This window comes from Streptomyces violaceusniger Tu 4113, assembly GCF_000147815.2.
GTDB classification, from domain to species: domain Bacteria; phylum Actinomycetota; class Actinomycetes; order Streptomycetales; family Streptomycetaceae; genus Streptomyces; species Streptomyces violaceusniger_A.
In genome coordinates, this window is sequence record NC_015957.1 from 4,272,652 (window position 1) to 4,292,740 (window position 20,089).

The window sequence follows — 20,089 nt, forward strand, 5'->3', positions numbered from 1 at the left end:
GGACTGATGTCGGGTACGGAAGAGAAACTCCGCCAGTATCTGAAGCGGGTCACAGTGGATCTCGGGCAGGCTCGTCAGCGGCTGCGCGAGATGGAGGAGCGATCCCAGGAGCCGGTGGCCATCGTGAGCATGGCCTGCCGCTATCCCGGTGGTGTCGGCTGCCCCGAGGAGCTGTGGGAGCTGGTGGCCTCCGGTGGCGACGGCATCACCGCGTTCCCCACCGACCGCGGCTGGGATCTGGAGGGCCTCTACCACCCCGACCCCGACCACCCCGGCACCAGCTACGTCCGGCACGGCGGATTCCTGGACGGCGCCGACCGCTTCGACGCGGAGTTCTTCGGGATCAGCCCGCGCGAGGCCCTGGCGATGGATCCGCAGCAGCGGCTGCTGCTGGAGGTGGCCTGGGAGCTGTTCGAGCGCGCGGGGGTCGACCCCGTGGCGATGAAGGGCAGCCGGACCGGTGTGTACGCGGGCGTGTCCAGCCAGGACTACATGTCCCGGATGCCCCGCGTCCCCGAGGGCTTCGAGGGCTATGCCACCACCGGCAGCCTCACCAGCGTGGTCTCCGGCCGGGTCGCGTACACCTTCGGTCTGGAGGGCCCGGCGGTGACGGTGGACACGGCGTGTTCGTCGTCGCTGGTGGCGATGCATCTGGCGAGCCAGGCGCTGCGTCAGGGCGAATGCGATCTGGCGCTCGCGGGCGGGGTCACCGCGCTCACCACTCCGACCGCCTTCGCCGAGTTCTCCCGGCAGCGCGGGCTGGCCCCGGACGGCCGCTGCAAGTCCTTCGCATCGGCCGCGGACGGTACGGGCTTCTCCGAGGGCGTCGGGCTGGTGCTGCTGGAGCGGCTGTCCGACGCACGCCGCAACGGGCATCGGGTGCTGGCCCTGATCCGTGGCTCGGCCGTCAACCAGGACGGTGCCAGCAACGGTCTGACCGCGCCCAACGACGTATCGCAGGAACGGGTGATCCGTCAGGCGCTGGCCAGTGCGCACCTCGCCGCCGACCAGGTCGACGCGGTGGAGGCCCACGGTACGGGGACCTCCCTCGGCGACCCGATCGAAGCACACGCGCTGCTGGCCACCTACGGACAGGACCGGCCCGGTGACCGGCCCCTGTGGCTGGGGTCGCTCAAGTCGAACATCGGCCATGCCCAGGCGGCCGCCGGTGTGGCCGGTGTCATCAAGATGGTGATGGCGCTCCGGCACGAGACGCTGCCGGTCACCCTGCACATCGATGAGCCGTCCCCTCATGTGGAGTGGGAAGGCGGCGGGGTGCGGCTGCTGACCGAACCGGTGGCGTGGCCGAGGGGCGAACGACCCCGCAGAGCAGGGGTGTCCTCCTTCGGGATCAGCGGTACCAACGCCCATCTGATCCTGGAACAGGCCCCCGAGCCCAGCCCCCCTGACCAGCCGGAGCCCGCCACCCCCGCACCCGAGGTGGTGGTGCCCTGGGTGCTGTCCGCCCGTGGCGCCCAGGCCCTGCGGGGGCAGGCGGCGGCGCTCGCCCGGCGCATGGCCGCCGATCCGGGGCTGCCCATCGCCGATGTGAGCTGGTCGCTGGTCACCACCCGGTCGGTGTTCGACCACCGGGCCGTGGCCGTGGGCGAGACCCGCGAAGAACTGATGGCGGCCGTGGAAGCGCTGGCCACCGGCGGGACGCACCCGGGCCTGGTCCACCCCGGTGGCGCCGCCGTGGCCGGAGAGTTGGGCCCGGTGCTGGTGTTCCCCGGCCAGGGCTCGCAGTGGGCGGGCATGGGAGCCGAACTGCTCCAAGTCTCACCTGTGTTCGCGGCCCGCGTGGCGGAGTGCGAACGGGCGCTGGCGCCGTACGTCGACTGGTCCCTCACCGATGTGCTGCGCGGCGCCGACGGGGCGGCCGACCTGGGCCGTGTCGATGTGGTGCAGCCCGTCCTGTGGGCCGTGATGGTGTCCCTCGCCGCGGTGTGGGCAGGCCACGGCGTACGTCCCGGGGCGGTGATCGGGCACAGCCAGGGCGAGATCGCGGCGGCCGTGGTGGCGGGGGCCCTGTCGCTGGAGGACGGCGCCAAGGTGGTGGCACTGCGCAGCAAGGCGTTGCGGCGGCTCGCCGGTGGCGGGGCGATGGCCTCCCTGGGAGTGAGCCGGGAGCGGGCCGGGAAGCTGCTGGCCGATCTCGGCGACCAGGCGGCGGCCGTCGGCGTTGCGGCCGTCAACGGGCCCTCCTCCACGGTGATTTCCGGACCGCCCGAGCAGGTGGCGCACGCCGTGGCGGCATGTCAGGCGGCGGGCGACCGGGCGCGGCCGATCGAGGTGGACTACGCCTCGCACAGCCCCCAGGTGGACGAGATCGCCGACGAACTGGCGGACGCCCTGGCGGGTGTCCGGCCGGTCGCGTCCAAGGTGGCGTTCTACTCCACGGTCACCGCCCGGCGGATCGACACCACCGGGCTGGACACCGCGTACTGGGTGACCAACCTCCGTGAGCCGGTGCGGTTCGCCGACACCGTCCAGGCGCTGCTGGCCCACGGCCACCGCGTGTTCATCGAGAGCAGCACCCACCCCGTACTGACCGTCGGTATGCAGGAGAGCTTCGAGGAAGCCGGGGCCGACGCGGTCACCGTGCCCACGCTCCGGCGCGACCACGGCGGCCGGGCGCGGCTGATCGAGTCCCTAGCGCTGGCGTTTACGGCAGGCGTCGCGGTCGACTGGACCACCCTCCACCCCACCGGCCCCGCCGCCCCGCACACCGTCGAACTGCCCACCTACGCCTTCCAGCGGGAGCGGTACTGGCTGGCCGACTCGGTGTCCTTCGCCACCGGGTCCCCGGCGGACGAGGAGGAGTCCCGGTTCTGGGCCGCGGTGGAGGGAGCGGACCTGAGCGCGCTCTCCGAGACGTTGAGCCTCCCGGACGGAACCGGCCACCGGACCTCGCTGGGCACGGTGCTCCCCGCGCTCTCGACATGGCGTCGCGGCCGTCGTGAGCGCTCCGCCGTGGACTCCTGGCGCTACCGCGTCGAGTGGCGGCCCGTCACCGACGTCGCCCCCGCCACCGACGCCGCCCCCGCGGGCTCCTGGTTCGTGGTCCACCCGAAGGGCGCCGCCGACGGCTGGACGGACGCCTGCGTACGGGCGCTGGGCGCGGACGGCGGCCGGGTGCGCGGGCTGGAGCTGGCCGAGGACACCGACCGGGAGGGGCTCGCCGAACTGCTGCGCTCCCGGTCCGCCGAGGAGACGCCACCGACGGGCGTACTGTCGCTGCTGGCCCTGGACGACGACGCACGGCCGCTCCCCGGCGTGGCACCTGGCCTGACCGGCACGCTCACCCTGCTCCAGGCCCTGGTGGACGCCGCCGTCACCGCGCCCCTGTGGTGTGCCACCCGCGGCGCGGTGGCCATCGACGACTCCGACCCCCTGGACGCTCCCCACCAGGCCCAGTTGTGGGGGCTCGGCAGGGTGGCCGCCCTGGAACACCCCGACTGGTGGGGCGGGTTGGTGGACCTGCCCGCGAGCCCGGACACCCTGGACGCGGAGCGGCTGCGCGCCCTGCTCACCGGGGCCTGTGGCGAGGACGAGGCGGCGCTGCGCCCGACCGGTGCCTACGGCCGGAGGCTGGTCCCCGACCCGATCGGCGGCCGTGCCCCGCGGCGCACCTGGAAGCCCCGGGGCACCGTGCTCATCACCGGAACCGCCGACGGCCCCGCAGCCCACGTCGCCCGCCGGCTGGCCGCCGACGGCGCCGAACACCTCCTGATGCTGGCCCCCGGAGGTGGCGACGCCCCCGGCGCCGTGGAGCTGAAGGCCGAACTGGACGCGCTCGGCACCGGACTCACCGTGGCGGACCACTCACCCGCCGGCCAGGACGGCACCGCACGCCTCGTCGAGCGGGTGGCGGAGGCGAGCGGACGGATCGGGACGATCATCCACACCTCGGCCTCCGGTGAACTGGCCCCGCTGATGGAGCTCACCCCGCAGCGGCTGGCCGAGGAGATCCGCGCCCATCTGGACGACACCGGGCGCCGGTTGGACGAACTCTGCGGCATGGGCCCCGAGGACACCGTGGTCTACTTCTCCACCGTCGCCGCGTCCTGGGGCAGCAAGGACCACGGCTCCTACGCGGCCGCCACCGCCTGCCTCGACGCGCTGGCGCACCGCGACCGGGCCGACGGCCGTCCCACCGTCTCGATCGCGTGGGGGCTGTGGGATCTGCCGTACGGCGGTGACACCCCGGACGCGCCGGTGGCTGCGCACACCGAGCGCTCCCGGCGGCAGGGCCTGTCCCCGCTGGAGCCACGGCCGGCGCTGACCGCGCTGCGCCAGGTGCTCGACCACGACGATCCGCGTGTCACGATCGCCGATGTGGAATGGGAGCGCTTCGCGCCGCTGTTCACCCTCGCCCGTCCCAGCAGGCTGTTCGACGCCGTCCCGGCCGCCCGCCAGGCCATCGAGGCCGCCCGGGGATCCGCGGAGGACACCGGCGCCGATGAGGCGTCGGCGCTGCGGCGGGAGCTGGGCCCCTTGGCCGAGGACGAGCGGATCGAGCGGCTGCTGGCGCTGGTACGCGCGCATGTGGCCGCCGTACTGCACTATCCGGCGCCGGAGTCGGTCGAGCCGGACCGCCCGTTCAAGGAGCTGGGGTTCGACTCCATCGCGGCCGTCGAGCTCAGGAACCGGCTGCGCGCCACCACGGGGCTGAGCCTGCCGACGACGGTGGTCTTCGACTATCCGACCCCCCGGGCGCTGGCGGGCCATCTGCTGGCCGAGGTGGACCCGGGAGCGGCCGGCGCGGCACACCCGCTCTCCGGACACCTCGACGAACTCGAGGCCGCACTGGCCGGGCTGCCGACGGGCGATCCGCGGCGAGCCGGCCTGGTGAACCGGTTGCAGGCCCTGGTGTGGAAGTACACCGCCACCGCGCAGGAGGCCGACGGACCGGCGGACGAGCAGGACCTGACGGCGGCCACCGCCGATGAGGTGTTCGCCCTCATCGACCGCGAACTCGGAGTCTGACCGGTGGTCGCGGGCCCCGCGCCCGCGCCCACCGAGCGCGCGAACTCCCCGTACGGAGACCGTACGGGGAGTTCGCCCGCGGGGAGTTCAGTGAGCGCCGCGGACCGGCTGTATGCCGCGGGCCAGGTCGAGCAGATCGTCGGCCACCCGCCGGGGACGCTGGGCGTGCAGATCATGCTCGGAGTCGAGATATTCCCGCATCGTGGCGTGGCGCAGGTCGGCCGTGGTCTCCCTGATACGGGAGCGGATGCGGTCCGCCCACTTCCCGTCCGCGCCCTTGGGAATGGCGGGCATCAGCAGGGTGGGCACCGTGATGGCCGCGTACCACGGCCTCGGCGGCTCGTTCCAGATGCTGTGCAGGATCGACATGTGCTGCTCGGCGGACATGCGCCGGGACAGCGACCCGTCCGGGTTCACCAGCATCGTGTCCACCGCGGCCTCGATCGCCGCCGGGGACCAGTCCGGGTGGATGGCGCGGAAGTAGTCGCTCACGCTCTGCACGGTGGCGCCCTCCAGGGACGCGGGCCGCAACGCCCCGACGAACGCGTCCCAGGACGGGAACGCCTTGGCCGGCTCCAGCCAGCCGCCGTCCACGAGCGCCAGCGCGGCCACCAGTTCGGGGTGCTCGGCGGTCAGCCGCACCGAGACATTGCCGCCCCAGGAGTGACCGGCCACCACCACCCGGTCCAGCCCGAGGGCGGCGGCCGCCGCCACCAGATCCGCGACCGCGGTCGGGGTGTCGTAGCCGGTCTCCGGTGTGTCGGAGTCCCCGTGGCCGCGCAGATCCACCGCGTACACCGCATGGCCCGCGGCGGCCAGATGGTCGGCGACCTCGTCCCACAGCCGGGCGCTGGAGGCCATGCCATGGACCAGGAGAAAGGGAAGCGACGCCGTTCCCGGCCGGTGCCGGAAATGCAATTTCACATCGTCGGTTACAGGCACGGAAAGATCCATGCCGGAATTCTAGCCGGGCCGCCCAATCCGATTCGACCGCTGGGGATGTGATGTATCCGCAGATTAGCGGCGCTTAAGCGGGGCGCGAGACGCTGGGCCGCCGGGCGATTCATTCTCTTATGTCGACCCAACTCTTTTACCGACCGTAGACTCCGAGCTGAAGTGAGGCGCTGTGTATCCCCCGGAATCGAGGCTCGCCCATGTCGACAACATCGACCTCACCGACTTGTCCTTCTGGGCCCAGCCCTACGGCGACCGTGACGCCGCCTTCGCGGCGCTGCGCCGGCGGCCGGAGCCCGTGCTCTTCCGCGAACCGGCCATGCCCGGGTTCGGGCGTGGGTCCGGCTATTACGCGATGGTCAGGCATGCCGATATCGCCGAGGTGAGCCGCCGTCCGCAGGACTTCGGCTCGCTGCCCACCGCGATCAGCATCATCGATCTGCCGGAGGAGTTCAACAGCTTCTTCGGATCGATGATCAATATGGACAATCCCCAGCACGCCCGGCTGCGCCGACTGGTGTCCCGCGCCTTCGGCCGGGGAATGGCCGCCGAGTTCGAGGTGGCGTCCCAAAAGGCGGCCCGGAAGATTGTCGACGACCTCATCGCGGACGGCCCGGGCGACTTCGTCCGCAACGTCGCGGCGATCATGCCGATCGCGGTGCTCAGCGGCATGATGGGGATTCCCAGCGACGACTACGAGTTCATTTACGACCGGTCCAATGTCATCGTCGGCACCTTCGACCCCGAATACGTTCCCCGGGCCGATCAGGCCACCGCCGCCCTGCTGAAGACCTCACATGAACTCGCCGACTACATCTCACGGCTCGCCGCCGACCGCACCCGTAACCCCACCGGAGATCTGGTCACCCGGCTGGTGCAGGCGCAGATCGACGGTGAGCGGCTCAGCCCCGAAGAGCTCTCCTCCTTCTTCATCCTGCTCGTCGTCGCCGGAATGGAGACCACCCGTAACGCGATCTCACGTGGTCTGGTGCTGCTCACCGAGCATCCGGAGCAGCGGAAGCTGCTGCTCTCCGACTTCGAGACCTACGCGCCGGGCGCGGTCGAGGAGATTCTGCGGGTCGCGACCCCCATCAACTGGATGCGCCGAACCGTCAAGCGGGACTGCGAGGTGAACGGCCACCGCTTCCAGGAGGGCGACAAGCTCCTGCTCTTCTACTGGTCCGCCAACCGGGACGAGGACGTCTTCACCGACCCCTATCAGTTCGACATCACCCGGGACCCCAATCCGCATATGACCTTCGGGTCGGTCGGCCCGCACTTCTGCCTGGGTGCCCATCTCGCCCGCATGGAGGTCACGGTGCTCTTCCGCGAGCTGTTCAGCCGGCTGCCGGAGATCCGCACGGTGGGGGAGCCCCGGCGGCTGGTGGCCAGCTTCGTCGAGGCCATCAAACACGTCGACTGCGCGTTCTGACACACCGGCGCAACTCGCGCACCACCGACAGGAAAACGCCGCGCGGGAGGGGGTTCGTCCCCCTCCCGCGCGGCGTTGTGCCCGGCGGGCCGGACTAGGCCGTGGCGTCGTCACCGGAGTTGACCGCGGCGTACGCCTCGGCGAGGTAGTGGCCGAGCTGGGCGGGGGTGGGGTACTCCAGAATGGCGACGAGGGGGATCTCCACGTCGGTGAGCGTCATCAGATTGCGGGTGAGTTCGAGAGCGGTCAGCGAAGTGAGCCCGTTCTCCAGGAAGTTGCTGTCGTCGTCCACCACGGCGGGTGCCAGGATGTCGGCGAGCTGCGTCCGTACGGTCTCCCGCAGGATGTCCTCGCGCTCCTCGGCCGTGGCGATGGCGAGCGCCTGGTGCAGCGCCGCCCCGTCCAGTGCGGTCTCGCTCTTCTCCGTCTGCATCGCGGATCCGTCTCCTTGAGGGCCGGCGTCGCCGGGGGTGTGGTTGTTGACGGTGGTGTGTGCGTTCATCGGTACTCCCGCCTGGTTGGGACCGGTCGGCGTGATCACCGACCGTGGTGCGTATGCGGCGTGGCCGAAGGGCCGGAAAGGTCATCGAAGAGCCGATGCCTTCCCAGCTCGGAGGCGTGTGCGGTCATCCAGCTCCAGTCGATGTCCGCGATGACCACGGAGGCCGTGTCCGCCATGACCGCCTGCCGCAGCAGGGCGGCGGCCGAGCGCTGGGGCAGTGCGGGCATCCCGTTGGTCCGGAGCTGCTTGGCGGCGCCGACGGCCGTGTCGGGGTCGTCGATCGAGCCCCAGCACACCGAGGTCGCCGGAACGCCCCGCGCCCGGCACTCCTGGGCGAGCGCGCTCAGATAGGCGTGGGCCGGCGCCTGGTTGCCCAGGCCCGGGCTGGGCAGGACGCCCACGATCGAGCACCCGAGCACCAGGGCCGACAGCTCATGGCTGCCGCCGAGGGCGCAGAGGTTCACCGCACCCGCCACCGTCGCCGTCCACTCGCGCTCGATCCGCGCCGTCTCGAGCTGTCCCGCCTCGGCGGCCAGCGGTGCCGTGAGATGCAGGACGGCCGTCAGCGGGAACTCCGCGGGAATGCCCGCGACCGCCGCGGCGAGCGCCTCCGGATCCGCCACAGCGACGGTGGCCACGGACACCCGTACGCCCGAGGCGCTCAGCTCGGCCACCAGGTCGGCGGCCGGTGGCGCCGTGTCGACCAGCAGCAGGTGTTCGGCGCCGTCCTCGGCCGCCCAGCGGGCGGTGTGCGCCGCCAGGGTGGTGGTGGCGCCCGTGATGAGGACCGTTCCCCGGAGCCGTCGGGCGGGGCTGGTGAGGGCTGCGGGGATGTCGCGTACCAGGCGCCGGGCGAAGCAGCCGTCGCCGCGCACGGCCACCTCCGCTTCGCCGTACGCCCCGGCCAGGACCGCCGCGAGCCGCCGTCCCGCCCGGTCGTCGAACCGCTCCGGCAGGTCGACCAGCCCGCCCCACCAGCGCGGACGCTCCATCGCCAGCGCCCCGCCCAGACCCCAGAACCGGGCCTGCTCCGGACGGGACATCGGATCGCCCAGGTCGACGCCGACGCCACCACGGGTGGCCAGCCACACCGGGGCCTCGATCCCGACCCGCCGCAGCGCCTCGAACACATCGAGGGTCGGGGCGAGCGCCGGGCCGCGCCCGTCGTCGGCCGGTGGCTCCACCGCCAGCAGGGAGAGCACCCCGGCGACCGGCCGCCCGGCGACGGCCTCGGACATCCGCCGGGCCTGGGTCTCGTCGTCCGGTGGTGTGGTCTCCGAAGGTGTGGTCTGCGGGGCGAACACGACGGCCTCGACGCCATGGTGGCGCAGCGCGGTGGTCACGGCGGCCACCGTGGCGTTGCCGCTGCTGTCATCGGATCCGCTGTGGCCGGACGTCACGACCAGCCAGGTGCCGGCCAGCCGTGGCGCCGGCGGGTCGGCGAGGGGCTTCCAGACGATGCGGTAGCGCCACTCCCGCTGCCGCCGCCAGGTGGCCAGGGCGGGCAGGATCTCCGCGAGCACGTCCCGCCGGCCCGCGGGGACCTCGAGCGCCCGGGTCAGGGCCGCCGTGTCCGCACGGGCCACGGCATCCCAGAACTCGGCGTCCGCCCAGGTCTCCACCCGCGACTCGGCCTCCGCCGGAGCCTCGTTCTGCAGCCAGAAGCGCTGTCGTTGAAAGGCATAGGTGGGCAGGGCGACGGTGCGGGGAGCCGGATCGCCGTCGAACAGCGCGGCCCAGTCCACGGTGGCGCCGACGGTGTGCATACGGGCCAGGCCGCACACCAGCCCCCGCACCTCGGAGCCCTCGGCCCCCTCGCCCCGGAAGGGCGACAGCACCAGCGCGGCCGGGGCGGAGGTCAGCATCGCCTCCGGCCCCAGCTCCCACACCGCACCGGCCTCGTCCAGCGAGGGCAGGGACGGCCGCTCGTACTCCACCGCGCTCGGATCGGTGCCGGTGGCCACCAGGCGGCAGGCGTGAGCGAGGTCGAGAGCACCGGCGATGTGCGCCGCGGCGATCTCACCGACCCCACAGCCCACCACCGCGTCGGGGCGCACCCCCACCGAGGCCAGCAGCCGGGCCAGTGCGACGTAGAGGGCGAACAGCCCCGCCGGGGAGGACACGTCGCGGTCCCCCTTCATTCCCAGCAGCTCACCGGCCTCGTCGAAGGCCGTGGCGAAGACGGGGAACCGGTCGTACAACTCGGCACCCGCCCCTGGGAGGTGGCCACCCTCGCCACCGAAGACGAACACCGCCCCGCCCGCCGAGGCCGCCGCGCCGGTACGGGCCACCTCGGGCCCCACCACCGAGGGATGCGGCTCACCGGCCGCCAGCGCCGCAAGCCCCGCGCTCAGCTCGTCCGGCCCCCGGCCGACCACGACCGCCCGGTGGTCGAAGGCCGACCGCGTGGTCACCAGCGACCATCCCACATCGGCGGGGGACAGCCCCGGACCGGCCGCCGCCGTATGCGCGGCCAGTGCACGGGCCTGTCCGCGCAGCGCCGCCGCACTCCGCGCGGACAGCACCCATGGCACCACCCCCGCATCGCGGGCGCCACTGTCGTCGGCAGCGGGCTCCACCGATTCGGTGAACTCCTCGAGAATCACATGGGCGTTGGTGCCGCTGGCGCTGAACGAGGACACCCCGGCCCGTCGTGGCCGGTCCACCCGCGGCCAGGCCATCCGCTCGGTCAGCAGCCGCACCGCGCCCTTGCGCCAGTGCACCAGCCGGGTCGGCCGGTCGATGTGGAGCGAACGCGGCAGCACGCCCCGGCGCATCGCCATCACCATCTTGATCACACCGGCCATTCCGGCGGCGGCCTGCGTATGACCGAGGTTCGACTTGATGGATCCCAGCAGCAGCGGCCGGTCGTCCGGACGGTCCTGGCCGTAGGTGGCGAGCAGTGCCTGGAGCTCGATCGAGTCGCCGAACGCGGTACCGGTGCCATGCGCCTCCACCGCGTCCACATCCCCCGTGGACAGCCGGGCGTCCGCCAGCGCGTCGCGGATGAGCTGCTGCTGGGCGGGGCCGTTGGGAGCGGCCATGCCCGTACTGGCACCGTCCTGGTTGATCGCCGAGCCGCGGATCACGGCCAGCACCGGATGGCCGTTGCGCCGTGCGTCCGACAGCCGTTCCAGCAGCACCAGACCGGCGCCCTCCCCGTACACCATGCCGTCGGCGGCGTCCGCGAACGACCGGCACCGGACATCGGGGGACAACTGGCGCTGGCTGGAGGCCACTTGGAACACGCTCGCGGTGTACATGATGGCGGCGCCACCGGCCAGCGCCAGCGTGCACTCGCCCCGCCGCAGCGATCCGGCCGCCAGATGCATCGCCACCAGCGACGACGAACACGCGGTGTCCAAGGAGACCGCCGCGCCCTGCAGACCGAGGGTGAACGCCACCCGGCCCGAGGACACACTGCCCGCGTTGCCGTTGCCCACATGGCCCAGCAGCCCCTCGGGGATCTCGTCCAGACGCGAGGCGTAGTCGTGGTACATCACCCCCGTATAGACGCCGGTCCGGCTGCCCCGCAGAGTGTGCGGATCGATGCCGGCGCTCTCCGTCGCCTCCCACGCCAGCTCCAGCAGCATCCGCTGCTGCGGTTCGATGGCCGCCGCCTCCCGGGCGCCGATGTCGAAGAACTCCGCGTCGAAGTCGGCCGCGTCATAGATGAAGCCACCGGCCCGGACGTACGAGGTGCCGTGGTGCTCCGGATCGGGGTGATAGAGGTTCTCCAGGTCCCAGCCCCGGTCGGTGGGGAAGCTGGAGACGGCGTCCCGCTCGTCGGCCACCAGGTCCCATAGCTGTGCCGGGGTGCGCACCCCGCCGGGAAAGCGGCAGGCCATGCCGACGACGGCGATCGGCTCCGTCAGCTCCGCCTGGACCTCCCGCAGCCGCTGCCGGGTGTCATGGAGCTCGGCCGTGGTCCACTTGAGATAGTCGACGAGCTTTTCCTCGTTGCTCATGAGCCGCCCGCACTCACCGTGCTGCGCGGCGTCAGATTCACCAGCGCGAGCTCCTCGGCGGTCAGCGGCGGCTCGGTGAGCTCCGGAAGGACCCGGTCCTTGTGCATGAGCGACAGAAAACCGCTGGACGCCAGCTCGGACTGCGGGGCGGTCAGGCTGATGACATCGGTCACCACATCACACACCGCCGAGGAACGGATCGACCGGTCGGAGATCAGATCGGAGAAGCGCTGCCGGGTCACGGCCCCGCCCGTCAGCCGCGGATCCGTCGCGCTCATCCGGCAGTTGACGTACTCCACATCCTTGGACGCGGCCATGATCCAAGGATCGTCCACGGTGGCGCTGATCGCCTGCTGGGCCCGGCGGGTCGCTCCCGCGTCGGTCCCGGACCGCTGCAGTTCGGTGTCCAGCGCGGCGGCGGCCCGAGCCGCGGAGCTCATCCCATGGCCGTAGATGGGGTTGAACGCGGCCAGCGCGTCGCCGAGCACCAGCAGCCCCTCCGGCCAGATGTCCAGCCGCTCCGGATACAGCCGCCGGTTGGCGCCGACACGCGAGACGGCCACCGAGGTCAGCGGCTTCGCGAGGTCGATGAGATCGGCGACCAGCGGATGGCGCAGCGTCCGGGCGTAGGGCAGGAAGTCGTCGTCGTGCGCGGGCAGTCCGGCGCCCCGGGTGCACGACAGGGTCACCATCCAGGTGCCGTCCTCCTGCGGATACACCACCCCGAACCGGCCCGGCTCGCGCAGCCGGTGGTCGGCGGCCACGTTGACGGCGGGGAATCCGGCGGCGGCCCCCGGCGGCGCCTGGTACACGCGGGTGGCGTACGCGATGCCCGCGTCGACGATGTCCTCCTCCAGCGGCGGCACCTCCAGCGCCGACAGCCAGTGCCGGAGCCGGGAACCGCGCCCGGAGGCGTCGATCACCAGATCGGCCGCCAGCGTTTCCTGCGCACCGGTGTCCATGTCGCGCACCCGGAGCCCGGTGACCCGTTTGGCGTCGCCGACCAGATCGAGGATCTCGGCGCGCTGACGTAAGGCGATCCGCCCGGTGGCCAGAACGCGGTCGCGGACCTTCCAGTCCAGGAAGGGGCGGGTGCACATCAGGGCGTACTGCCGCGGTGGAAAGCGGTGTTGCCAGCCGTGGGACGTCAAGGTCACCAGGTCCTGGTGGAATCCGATCCGTCGGGCGCCCGCGTCGAGCAGTTGGTCGATCATGCCCGGCAGCAGCGTGTCCACGATGCGCGCACCGCTGGACCACAGCACATGGACATGGCGTCCCTGCGGCGATCCCTTACGGTGCCGGGGGCCGTCCGGCAGCACATCGCGCTCCACGACGGTGACGCGCTCCAGATGGCGGGCCAGCACATGGGCAGCCAGCATTCCCGCCCAGCCTCCGCCCAGAACGATTCCGTGCTTGGGTTCGGTCATGGTTCTGCTTTCGTCCCTTCACCGCTTACGGCCTTTTACATCGGACTGGGGCTGCCCTTGGCCTGGACCATCTTGGCGAGGTTCTGGGTGACCGCCATGAAATGCGCGACACCGCTGAGTTCGGGGCCGTCGCCCACTTTCGTATCCGTGATGCCCCAGAACGCCTGGGCGTGATGGACCAGACCGTCATCACCGAGTTCGATCACGCCGATGATGCTGAAGGTGAGCTTCGCCGGTGCGTACACCGTGACCGTGGTCGGCACCGCCACCCTGCGGCCGTCCATCGAGGTGACCGGACGGCCCGGGGTCTCGTGCACCTGGCATTCGATGGACCAGGCGATGTGTCCGCGAAGGGCGTCCTTTCCGATGAGCGGGGGCGCGCCGACCGGGTCTTCGAAGACGACGTCGTCCGAGAACAGCTCCAATACGGCCTCGACATCACCGGCGTTCATCCGCCGTGCGTATTCCAGGGCCATCTTCTTGAGGGTCGCCTCATCGGCCATGAACGCCTCCTGTGCGGTGCCGGGGTCGTGGGGGATCAGCCGGTGATGTCAATGTCCGACCTCCCCCAGAACATCTGCAGTTCCTGAATGAGACCGCCGGCCCCCGCGCGCATCATCAGGACGTAGTCCCAGGTGATGCGGGAGTCCTCCGGGGTGTCCGGGGCCGTCAGCCAGCCGCGCTCGGCGAATCCGGGGCCTTTGGGCAGATAGTCCATGGTGGCCGTCACCGGCACCAGGACATGCACACCGTCCTGCCCCGCGACCGGCTCACCGGGAATCTCGCTGATACCCGCCGCGGCGAGCTCCTCGAAATGCTCACGAAGGGCGTCCCGCCCGGTCCTGCGCCCCGATCCGACCGGATCCTCGAAAGTGACCTCGTCCGCGTAGAGTTCGAGAAGCCCGTCGATATCCGCGGCGTTCATCCGGCGGCTGTGCTCGAGGATGAGCTTCTTCCGGCTTCGCTCATCAATCACCGTGTGCCCCCGTGTGCATGCTCTCCGTTGCTGTCGCTTCGGCCAAGGTCCTGGTCGATGAACTGGAAGATCTCGTCGGCCGTGGCGTCCTGAATACGGCCGGCCGCGGGCCCTTCCTCCGTTCCGCCGCCGTGCAGCGCGCCCAATTTCGACAGCGTGCTCTGCAGGCGCTTGAGCAGCGCTTCCCGCGCCGCCTCGTCCTGGGCCACGGAAAGCAGCGCGCTTTCCATCCTGTCGATTTCGCCCAGCATCGGGGCGAGCGGATCCACGTCCTCGGGCGCCAGTTCCATATGCAGATGCGCGGCGAGCGCGGCCGGATTCGGATGGTCGAAAATCAGGGTGGTGGCCAGCCGCAGCCCGGTCACGGCGGTCAGCCGGTTCCGCAGTTCGATCGCGGTCAGCGAGTCGAAGCCGAGCTCCAGGAAGCCGCGCTCGGTCTGGATCCGACCGGGGTCGGAGTGGCCCAGCGCCGCCGCGGCATGGGTGAGGACCAGAGAGAGCAGTGTGCGGCGCTGCTCCTCCAGTGGCAGCGCGGCCAGATGACCGGCCCAGTCGGTGTGCGGCCGGGCGGTGGCCGCGGTGCGCCGGGCCGTACCGCCACCGGTGAGCGCCCGCAGCGGAGCGGGCAGGGTGAGCGCAGGCTGTCCCGCCAGGGCCCGTACGTCCAGATCGATGGCGATCAGATGGTGGTGCCCGTGGCGCACGGCCGCGTCCAGCAGCCCCAGCGCCCGCTCACTGGACATCGCCCCGATGCCCGACTGGGCCATCCTGGCCCGGTCCGCCTCCCCCAGATGCCCGGTCATCCCACTGGCCTCCGCCCACAGGCCCCACGCCACCGAGAGACCCGGCAGGCCGAGGGCACGGCGCCGGGCGGCCAGGGCGTCGCAGTAGGCGTTCGCCGCGGCGTAGTTGGACTGCCCGGAGGCGCCCAGCGTGCCCGCCGTGGAGGAGAACATCACAAACAGGGACAGCGGCAGCTCCGCGGTCGCGGCGTGCAGATGGGCCGCGGCCGTGGCCTTCGGACGCCACACCCGAGCCAGCCGCTCCGGAGTCTGGGTGGTGAGGACGGCGTCGTCCAGCACCCCGGCCGCATGGACGACACCGGTCAGCGGATGCGCGGCATCGACCCCGGCCACCAGAGCGGCCACCGCGTCCGGGTCGGTGGCATCGACTGCGGCGATCCGCACCTGAGCACCCAACTCCGCCAGTCTGTCGGTGAGTTCATCGGCACCGGCGGCCTCCGGACCGCTCCGGCTCACCAGCAGCAGATGCCCGACTCCCCAGTTGCGCACCAGGTGCTCGGCGACCAGAGCGCCCAGGGTGCCGGTGCCACCCGTGATCAGCACGGTGCCATGGGCGTCGAGTCCGGGGGTCTTCTCCTGCTCGTCCCGGCCGTCGACGGCCGGGCCCGGCGTGGCCGTCGTTGCCGGCATGGCCGTCGCTGCCGGCGCTGCCGTCGCGCGGACCATACGGGGCACCAGCACCCGTCCGTCCCGCAGCGCCACCTGGGGCTCATGCGACTCGATCGCGCGCACCACGGCCGCCACGAGGCCCTCGCGACCCTCATCGAGGTCGAGCAGTACGAACCGGCCCGGGTTCTCCGACTGGGCGCTGCGGATCAGCCCCCACGCCCCGGCACCGGACGGATCCAGCGCGGTGTCACCGGTGTTGTCGATGTGATCGCCCGGACCGCCCGCCGCCATCGCACCCCGTGTGACGACCACCAGCCGCGCATCGGCCAGGGCCGGCCGCCTCAGCCAGGACTGCACCAGCCCCAGCAGCTCCTCGGTCGCCCCCAGCCCGTCCCCCTGGCCACCCTCAGCGACGTACGGATGGGCCAGTACGACGGCAGGGGCGGGCTCGCCCGCGTCCACAGCCGCGATCAGCGCCTCCAGGTCCGGATGGCACACCGTGGCATCGGGGCCCACTCCGGCCGCGACCGGCTCCACCAGCCCCAGCCGGTCCTCGCCCAGCACCACCCAGCCGTCCTCTCCGACCACCGACGTCGGGGACGGTGTGGTGGCCGGAACGGGCAGTGGCGTCCAGTCCAGGGTGTACAGCCCGTCCACGGCACGGGCGGCCGCGGCCGTGCGCAGCCGGTCCGTCGCGGCCGGACGGGTCACCAGCGAATCGACCGTCAGCACCGGAGCGCCCACCGTGTCCGCCACTGTCAGCCGCAGCGACTGCCGCTCCTCGTCCCGCGACAGCCGCACTCGTACGGTGGCCGCCCCAGTGGCCCACAGGGACACGCCGTTCCAGGCGAACGGCAACCACACCTGGCCGTCGTCCTCCTGACCCTCGGGCCGGTCCATCAGCAGGGACGGATGCAGCGCCGCGTCCAGCAGCGCCGGATGGATGCCGAAACCGTCCCGGCCACCCGCGGCATCGGGCAGCGCCACCTCGGCGAGGACATCCCGGCCATGACGCCACGCGGCCGTCAGCCCCTGGTACGCCGGGCCGTATCCGTAACCCGCCGCCATCACCTGCTCGTAGAAGGCGCCGACGTCCAGCGGCTCGGCGCCCGGTGGCGGCCACACCCCGCCCAGGCCCTCCACCGGTGCGGGGTCCTCGGCAGCGGGTGCGAGCACGCCCACCGCATGACACACCCACCCCGCGTCCGGGCCGGAATCGAGGGCCAGGCCGGGGCCGCCAGGACGGTCGGGGCCGCCGAGCCGGTCGGGGCGGGAGTACATCCGCACCTCACGCCGCCCGTCCTCCGCCGCGGCACCCACCACCACCTGCACCCGCAGCCCACCGGACTCGGGCAGCGCCAGCGGAACCTGCAGCGCGAGCTCCTCCACCCCGCCGCAGCCGACCTCGTCGGCCGCCCGCAGCGCCCACTCCACCAGCACCGCGCCCGGCGCCAGCACCGCACCCGCCACCACATGCTCGGCGAGCCACGGGTGGGACCGCGCGGAGAGGCGGCCGGTGAGCACATGGGTGGTGCCGTCGGCGAGTTCCACGGCGGCGCCGAGCAGCGGATGACCTGCGGACGTCAGCCCCAGATCGGCCGGATCGCCACCCGGCCCGCCCGCTCCGTCCAGCCAGTACCGCTCACGCTGGAAGGCGTAGGTGGGCAGGTCGATGGCGCGGGGTGTGGGGTCGGCGGGGAACCAGCGGGTCCAGTCGACTGTGACTCCGGCGGTGAAGGCCTGGGCCACCGATCGCATCAACTGTGCTTGGTCGCCGTGGTCTCGTCGCAGAGTCGGCACCGCGGCTGCGGGCACACCGGCTTCCTCGAAGGTCTCTTGCATGCCGATGGTGAGGACGGGGTGGGTGCTGGCTTCGATGAATACGCGGTGGCCGTCGTCGAGGAGTGCTTGTACGGCGTCGGCGAACCGTACTTGTTCGCGGAGGTTGGTGACCCAGTAGTCGGTGTCGAGGCCGCTGGTGTCCATGCGGGTGCCGGTGACGGTCGAGTAGAACGCCACGTGGCCGGGCACCGGCTTGACCCCGGCCAGAAGCTCATGCAACTCCTCGGCGATTACGTCCACTTGGGCGCTGTGGGAGGCGTAGTCGACGTCGATGAGCCGGGCCCGGCGGCCTGTCTCTTCGCATGCGGACACGGTGTGGGCGACCTGCTCCGGTGGTCCGGATACGACAACGGATCCGGGGCCGTTGACGGCGGCGATGCCTACTTGGTGGGCTGGTTTGCCGAGGTCGGTGAGGAATTCTCGGGCGTGGTGGTGGTTGATGGTGAGGGAGGCCATGGCGCCGTGGCCGGTGAGGCGGCGGAGGGCGTGGGCGCGGAGGGCGACGATGCGGGCGCCTTCGTCGAGGGAGAGTGCTCCGGCGACGCAGGCGGCGGCGATTTCGCCTTGGCTGTGGCCGACGACGGCGGCGGGGATGACGCCGTGGTGGTCCCATACGGCGGCGAGGGAGACCATGACGGCCCAGAGGACGGGTTGGACGACGTCGACGCGGGCGAGGTCGGCGGCGTTGATACCGCCGCGTAGGACGTCGGTGAGGGACCAGTCGATGTGGGGGGTGAGGGCTTGTTCGCATTCGGTGATGCGGGTGGCGAAGGGGGGTGAGGTGTCCAGGAGTCCGGCGCCCATGCCGAGCCACTGTGAGCCCTGGCCGGGGAAGACCAGGACCGGTCCCATGCTGCCCGTGGTTGTGGTGGTGTCGGGTTCGATGAGGGCGGGGTGGGTGTTGCCGGTGGCCAGGGCGTTGAGTCCGGCGAGGAGTTCGTGGCGGTGTTGGCCGATGATGACGGCGCGGTGGTCGAAGACGGACCGGGTGCTGATCAGGGACCAGCCGACGTCCGCCGGTGTGAGCTGGGGGTCGGCGGTCACTCGTTCGGTCAGTGCCGTGGCCTGGCCGCGCAAGGCCTCACGGCCTCGTCCGGACACCACCCACGGCACCACACCATCTGCGGCAACACTGCCCGGCGAGGTGTCCGGTGCGGGGGCGGCCTCGGCCGGTTCGGGGGCCTGCTCAAGGATCAGATGAGCGTTCGTACCGGAGATACCGAACGACGACACACCCGCACGACACGGCCGTCCGTTCGCCGCCCACTCGACCGGTTCGGTCAGCAGCCGCACCGCGCCCGCGCCCCAGTCCACATGCGGTGTCGGCTCGTCGATGTGCAGCGAGGCGGGGAGCACCCCGTGCCGCAGCGCCTCCACGATCTTGATGATGCTCGCCACTCCCGCGGCGGCCTGGGTGTGCCCGATGTTGGACTTGACGGAGCCCAGCCACAGTGGACGTCCCTCCGGCCGGTCCTGGCCGTACGTGGCCAGCAGCGCCTGCGCCTCGATCGGGTCACCCAGCGTCGTGCCCGTACCGTGTGCCTCCACCGCGTCCACCTCGGACGGCGCCAGCCCCGCGTTGGCCAGCGCCTGCCGGATCACCCGTTGCTGCGAGGGCCCGTTCGGCGCCGTGAGACCGTTGCTCGCGCCGTCCTGGTTGACCGCCGAACCCCGGATCACAGCCAGCACACGATGCCCGTTGCGCCGTGCGTCGGACAGCCGCTCCAGCAGCACCAGACCGACGCCCTCGGAGAAGCCCGTGCCGTCCGCCGCCGCGGCGAACGCCTTGCACCGACCGTCCGGGGACAGCGCGCGCTGACGCGAGAACTCGGTGAACCCACCGGGCGTGGCCATCACCGTCACCCCGCCCGCGAGGGCCAGCGAACACTCGTCCTGCCGCAGGGCCTGCACCGCCAGATGCGTGGCCACCAGGGACGACGAGCACGCCGTGTCCACCGTGACAGCGGGCCCCTCCAGGCCGAACGAGTACGACACCCGGCCCGAGACCACGCTGCCGAGGTTCCCGGTGGCCACATAGCCCGCCGAGTCGCCGGTCGTCTGACCGATGAGCGACAGATAGTGGTACGAGTCCACCCCGGTGAACACCCCGGTGCCGCTGCCGCTCAGCGCCTCCCGCGTCAGCCCCGCGCGCTCGAACGCCTCCCACGCCGTCTCCAGCAGAAGCCGCTGCTGCGGATCCATCGCCGCGGCCTCACGCGGGTTGATCCCGAAGAACTCGGCGTCGAAATCGGCCACATCGCGCAGAAACCCGCCCTCGCGGGCGCTGCTGGTGCCGGCGTGCTCCGGGTCAGGGTCGTAGAGGTTCTCCAGGTCCCAGCCACGGTCCTCGGGAAACGAGGAAATGACATCCACGCCCTCGTCCACCACCCGCCACAGGTCCTCGGGGTTCGCCACATCGCCGGGGAAGTGGCAGGCCATCCCGATGATGGCGATGGGCTCCCGGGCGCGGTCCTCGACCTCGCGCAACTGCCGCCTGGCCAGACGCAGATCGGCGGTCGCCCGCTTGAGATAGCTGCGGAGCTTCTCGTCATCCGTCATATCGCATCAACCCGATCGTCACGGCGGT

At 71.9% G+C, this 20,089-nt stretch carries 8 protein-coding genes and 1 pseudogene; 2 read left to right on the forward strand and 7 right to left on the reverse strand.

All coding sequences use genetic code 11. The annotated features are described in order from the left end of the window. The first annotated feature begins 3 nt into the window (after positions 1-3). On the forward strand, positions 4-4,989 hold the full coding sequence (locus STRVI_RS18105; RefSeq protein WP_435532617.1) for a type I polyketide synthase: 4,986 nt from the start codon (positions 4-6) through the stop codon (positions 4,987-4,989). Between the two features lie 87 nt (positions 4,990-5,076). Here STRVI_RS18105 and STRVI_RS18110 read toward each other — a convergent pair whose 3' ends face one another. Further along, positions 5,077-5,943 (reverse strand): alpha/beta fold hydrolase, encoded by an 867-nt coding sequence (locus STRVI_RS18110; RefSeq protein ID WP_014057120.1) that lies wholly within the window; start codon positions 5,941-5,943, stop codon positions 5,077-5,079. Positions 5,944-6,115: 172 nt separating this feature from the next. Between STRVI_RS18110 and STRVI_RS18115 the strand changes: the two genes are divergently transcribed. Next, positions 6,116-7,375, forward strand: a complete 1,260-nt coding sequence (locus STRVI_RS18115) for a cytochrome P450 (protein WP_014057121.1) — start codon at positions 6,116-6,118, stop codon at positions 7,373-7,375. A 94-nt stretch (positions 7,376-7,469) separates the two neighbouring features. On the opposite strand, the gene STRVI_RS18120 is transcribed toward STRVI_RS18115, so the two are convergent. From STRVI_RS18120 to STRVI_RS18145, 6 genes and pseudogenes are all read right to left on the reverse strand, one after another. Next, positions 7,470-7,877 (reverse strand): acyl carrier protein, encoded by a 408-nt coding sequence (locus tag STRVI_RS18120; protein WP_014057122.1) that lies wholly within the window; start codon positions 7,875-7,877, stop codon positions 7,470-7,472. Between the two features lie 287 nt (positions 7,878-8,164). Continuing rightward, positions 8,165-11,845, reverse strand: a pseudogene (locus STRVI_RS46365) (type I polyketide synthase); the annotation flags it as partial. Continuing rightward, positions 11,842-13,272, reverse strand: a complete 1,431-nt coding sequence (locus STRVI_RS18130) for an NAD(P)/FAD-dependent oxidoreductase (RefSeq protein ID WP_014057124.1) — start codon at positions 13,270-13,272, stop codon at positions 11,842-11,844. The gene STRVI_RS18130 and the pseudogene STRVI_RS46365, both read right to left, overlap by 4 nt. A 35-nt stretch (positions 13,273-13,307) precedes the next feature. After that, complete coding sequence (locus STRVI_RS18135) at positions 13,308-13,775, reverse strand: nuclear transport factor 2 family protein (protein WP_014057125.1); 468 nt, start codon at positions 13,773-13,775, stop codon at positions 13,308-13,310. A gap of 35 nt (positions 13,776-13,810) precedes the next feature. Next, positions 13,811-14,248 (reverse strand): nuclear transport factor 2 family protein, encoded by a 438-nt coding sequence (locus STRVI_RS18140; protein ID WP_014057126.1) that lies wholly within the window; start codon positions 14,246-14,248, stop codon positions 13,811-13,813. Beyond that, positions 14,245-20,061 carry a type I polyketide synthase gene (locus tag STRVI_RS18145; protein ID WP_014057127.1) on the reverse strand — a complete coding sequence of 1,939 codons (5,817 nt, stop codon included), beginning with the start codon at positions 20,059-20,061 and terminating at the stop codon, positions 14,245-14,247. The genes STRVI_RS18140 and STRVI_RS18145 overlap by 4 nt, the downstream gene beginning before the upstream one ends. Positions 20,062-20,089: the final 28 nt, after the last annotated feature.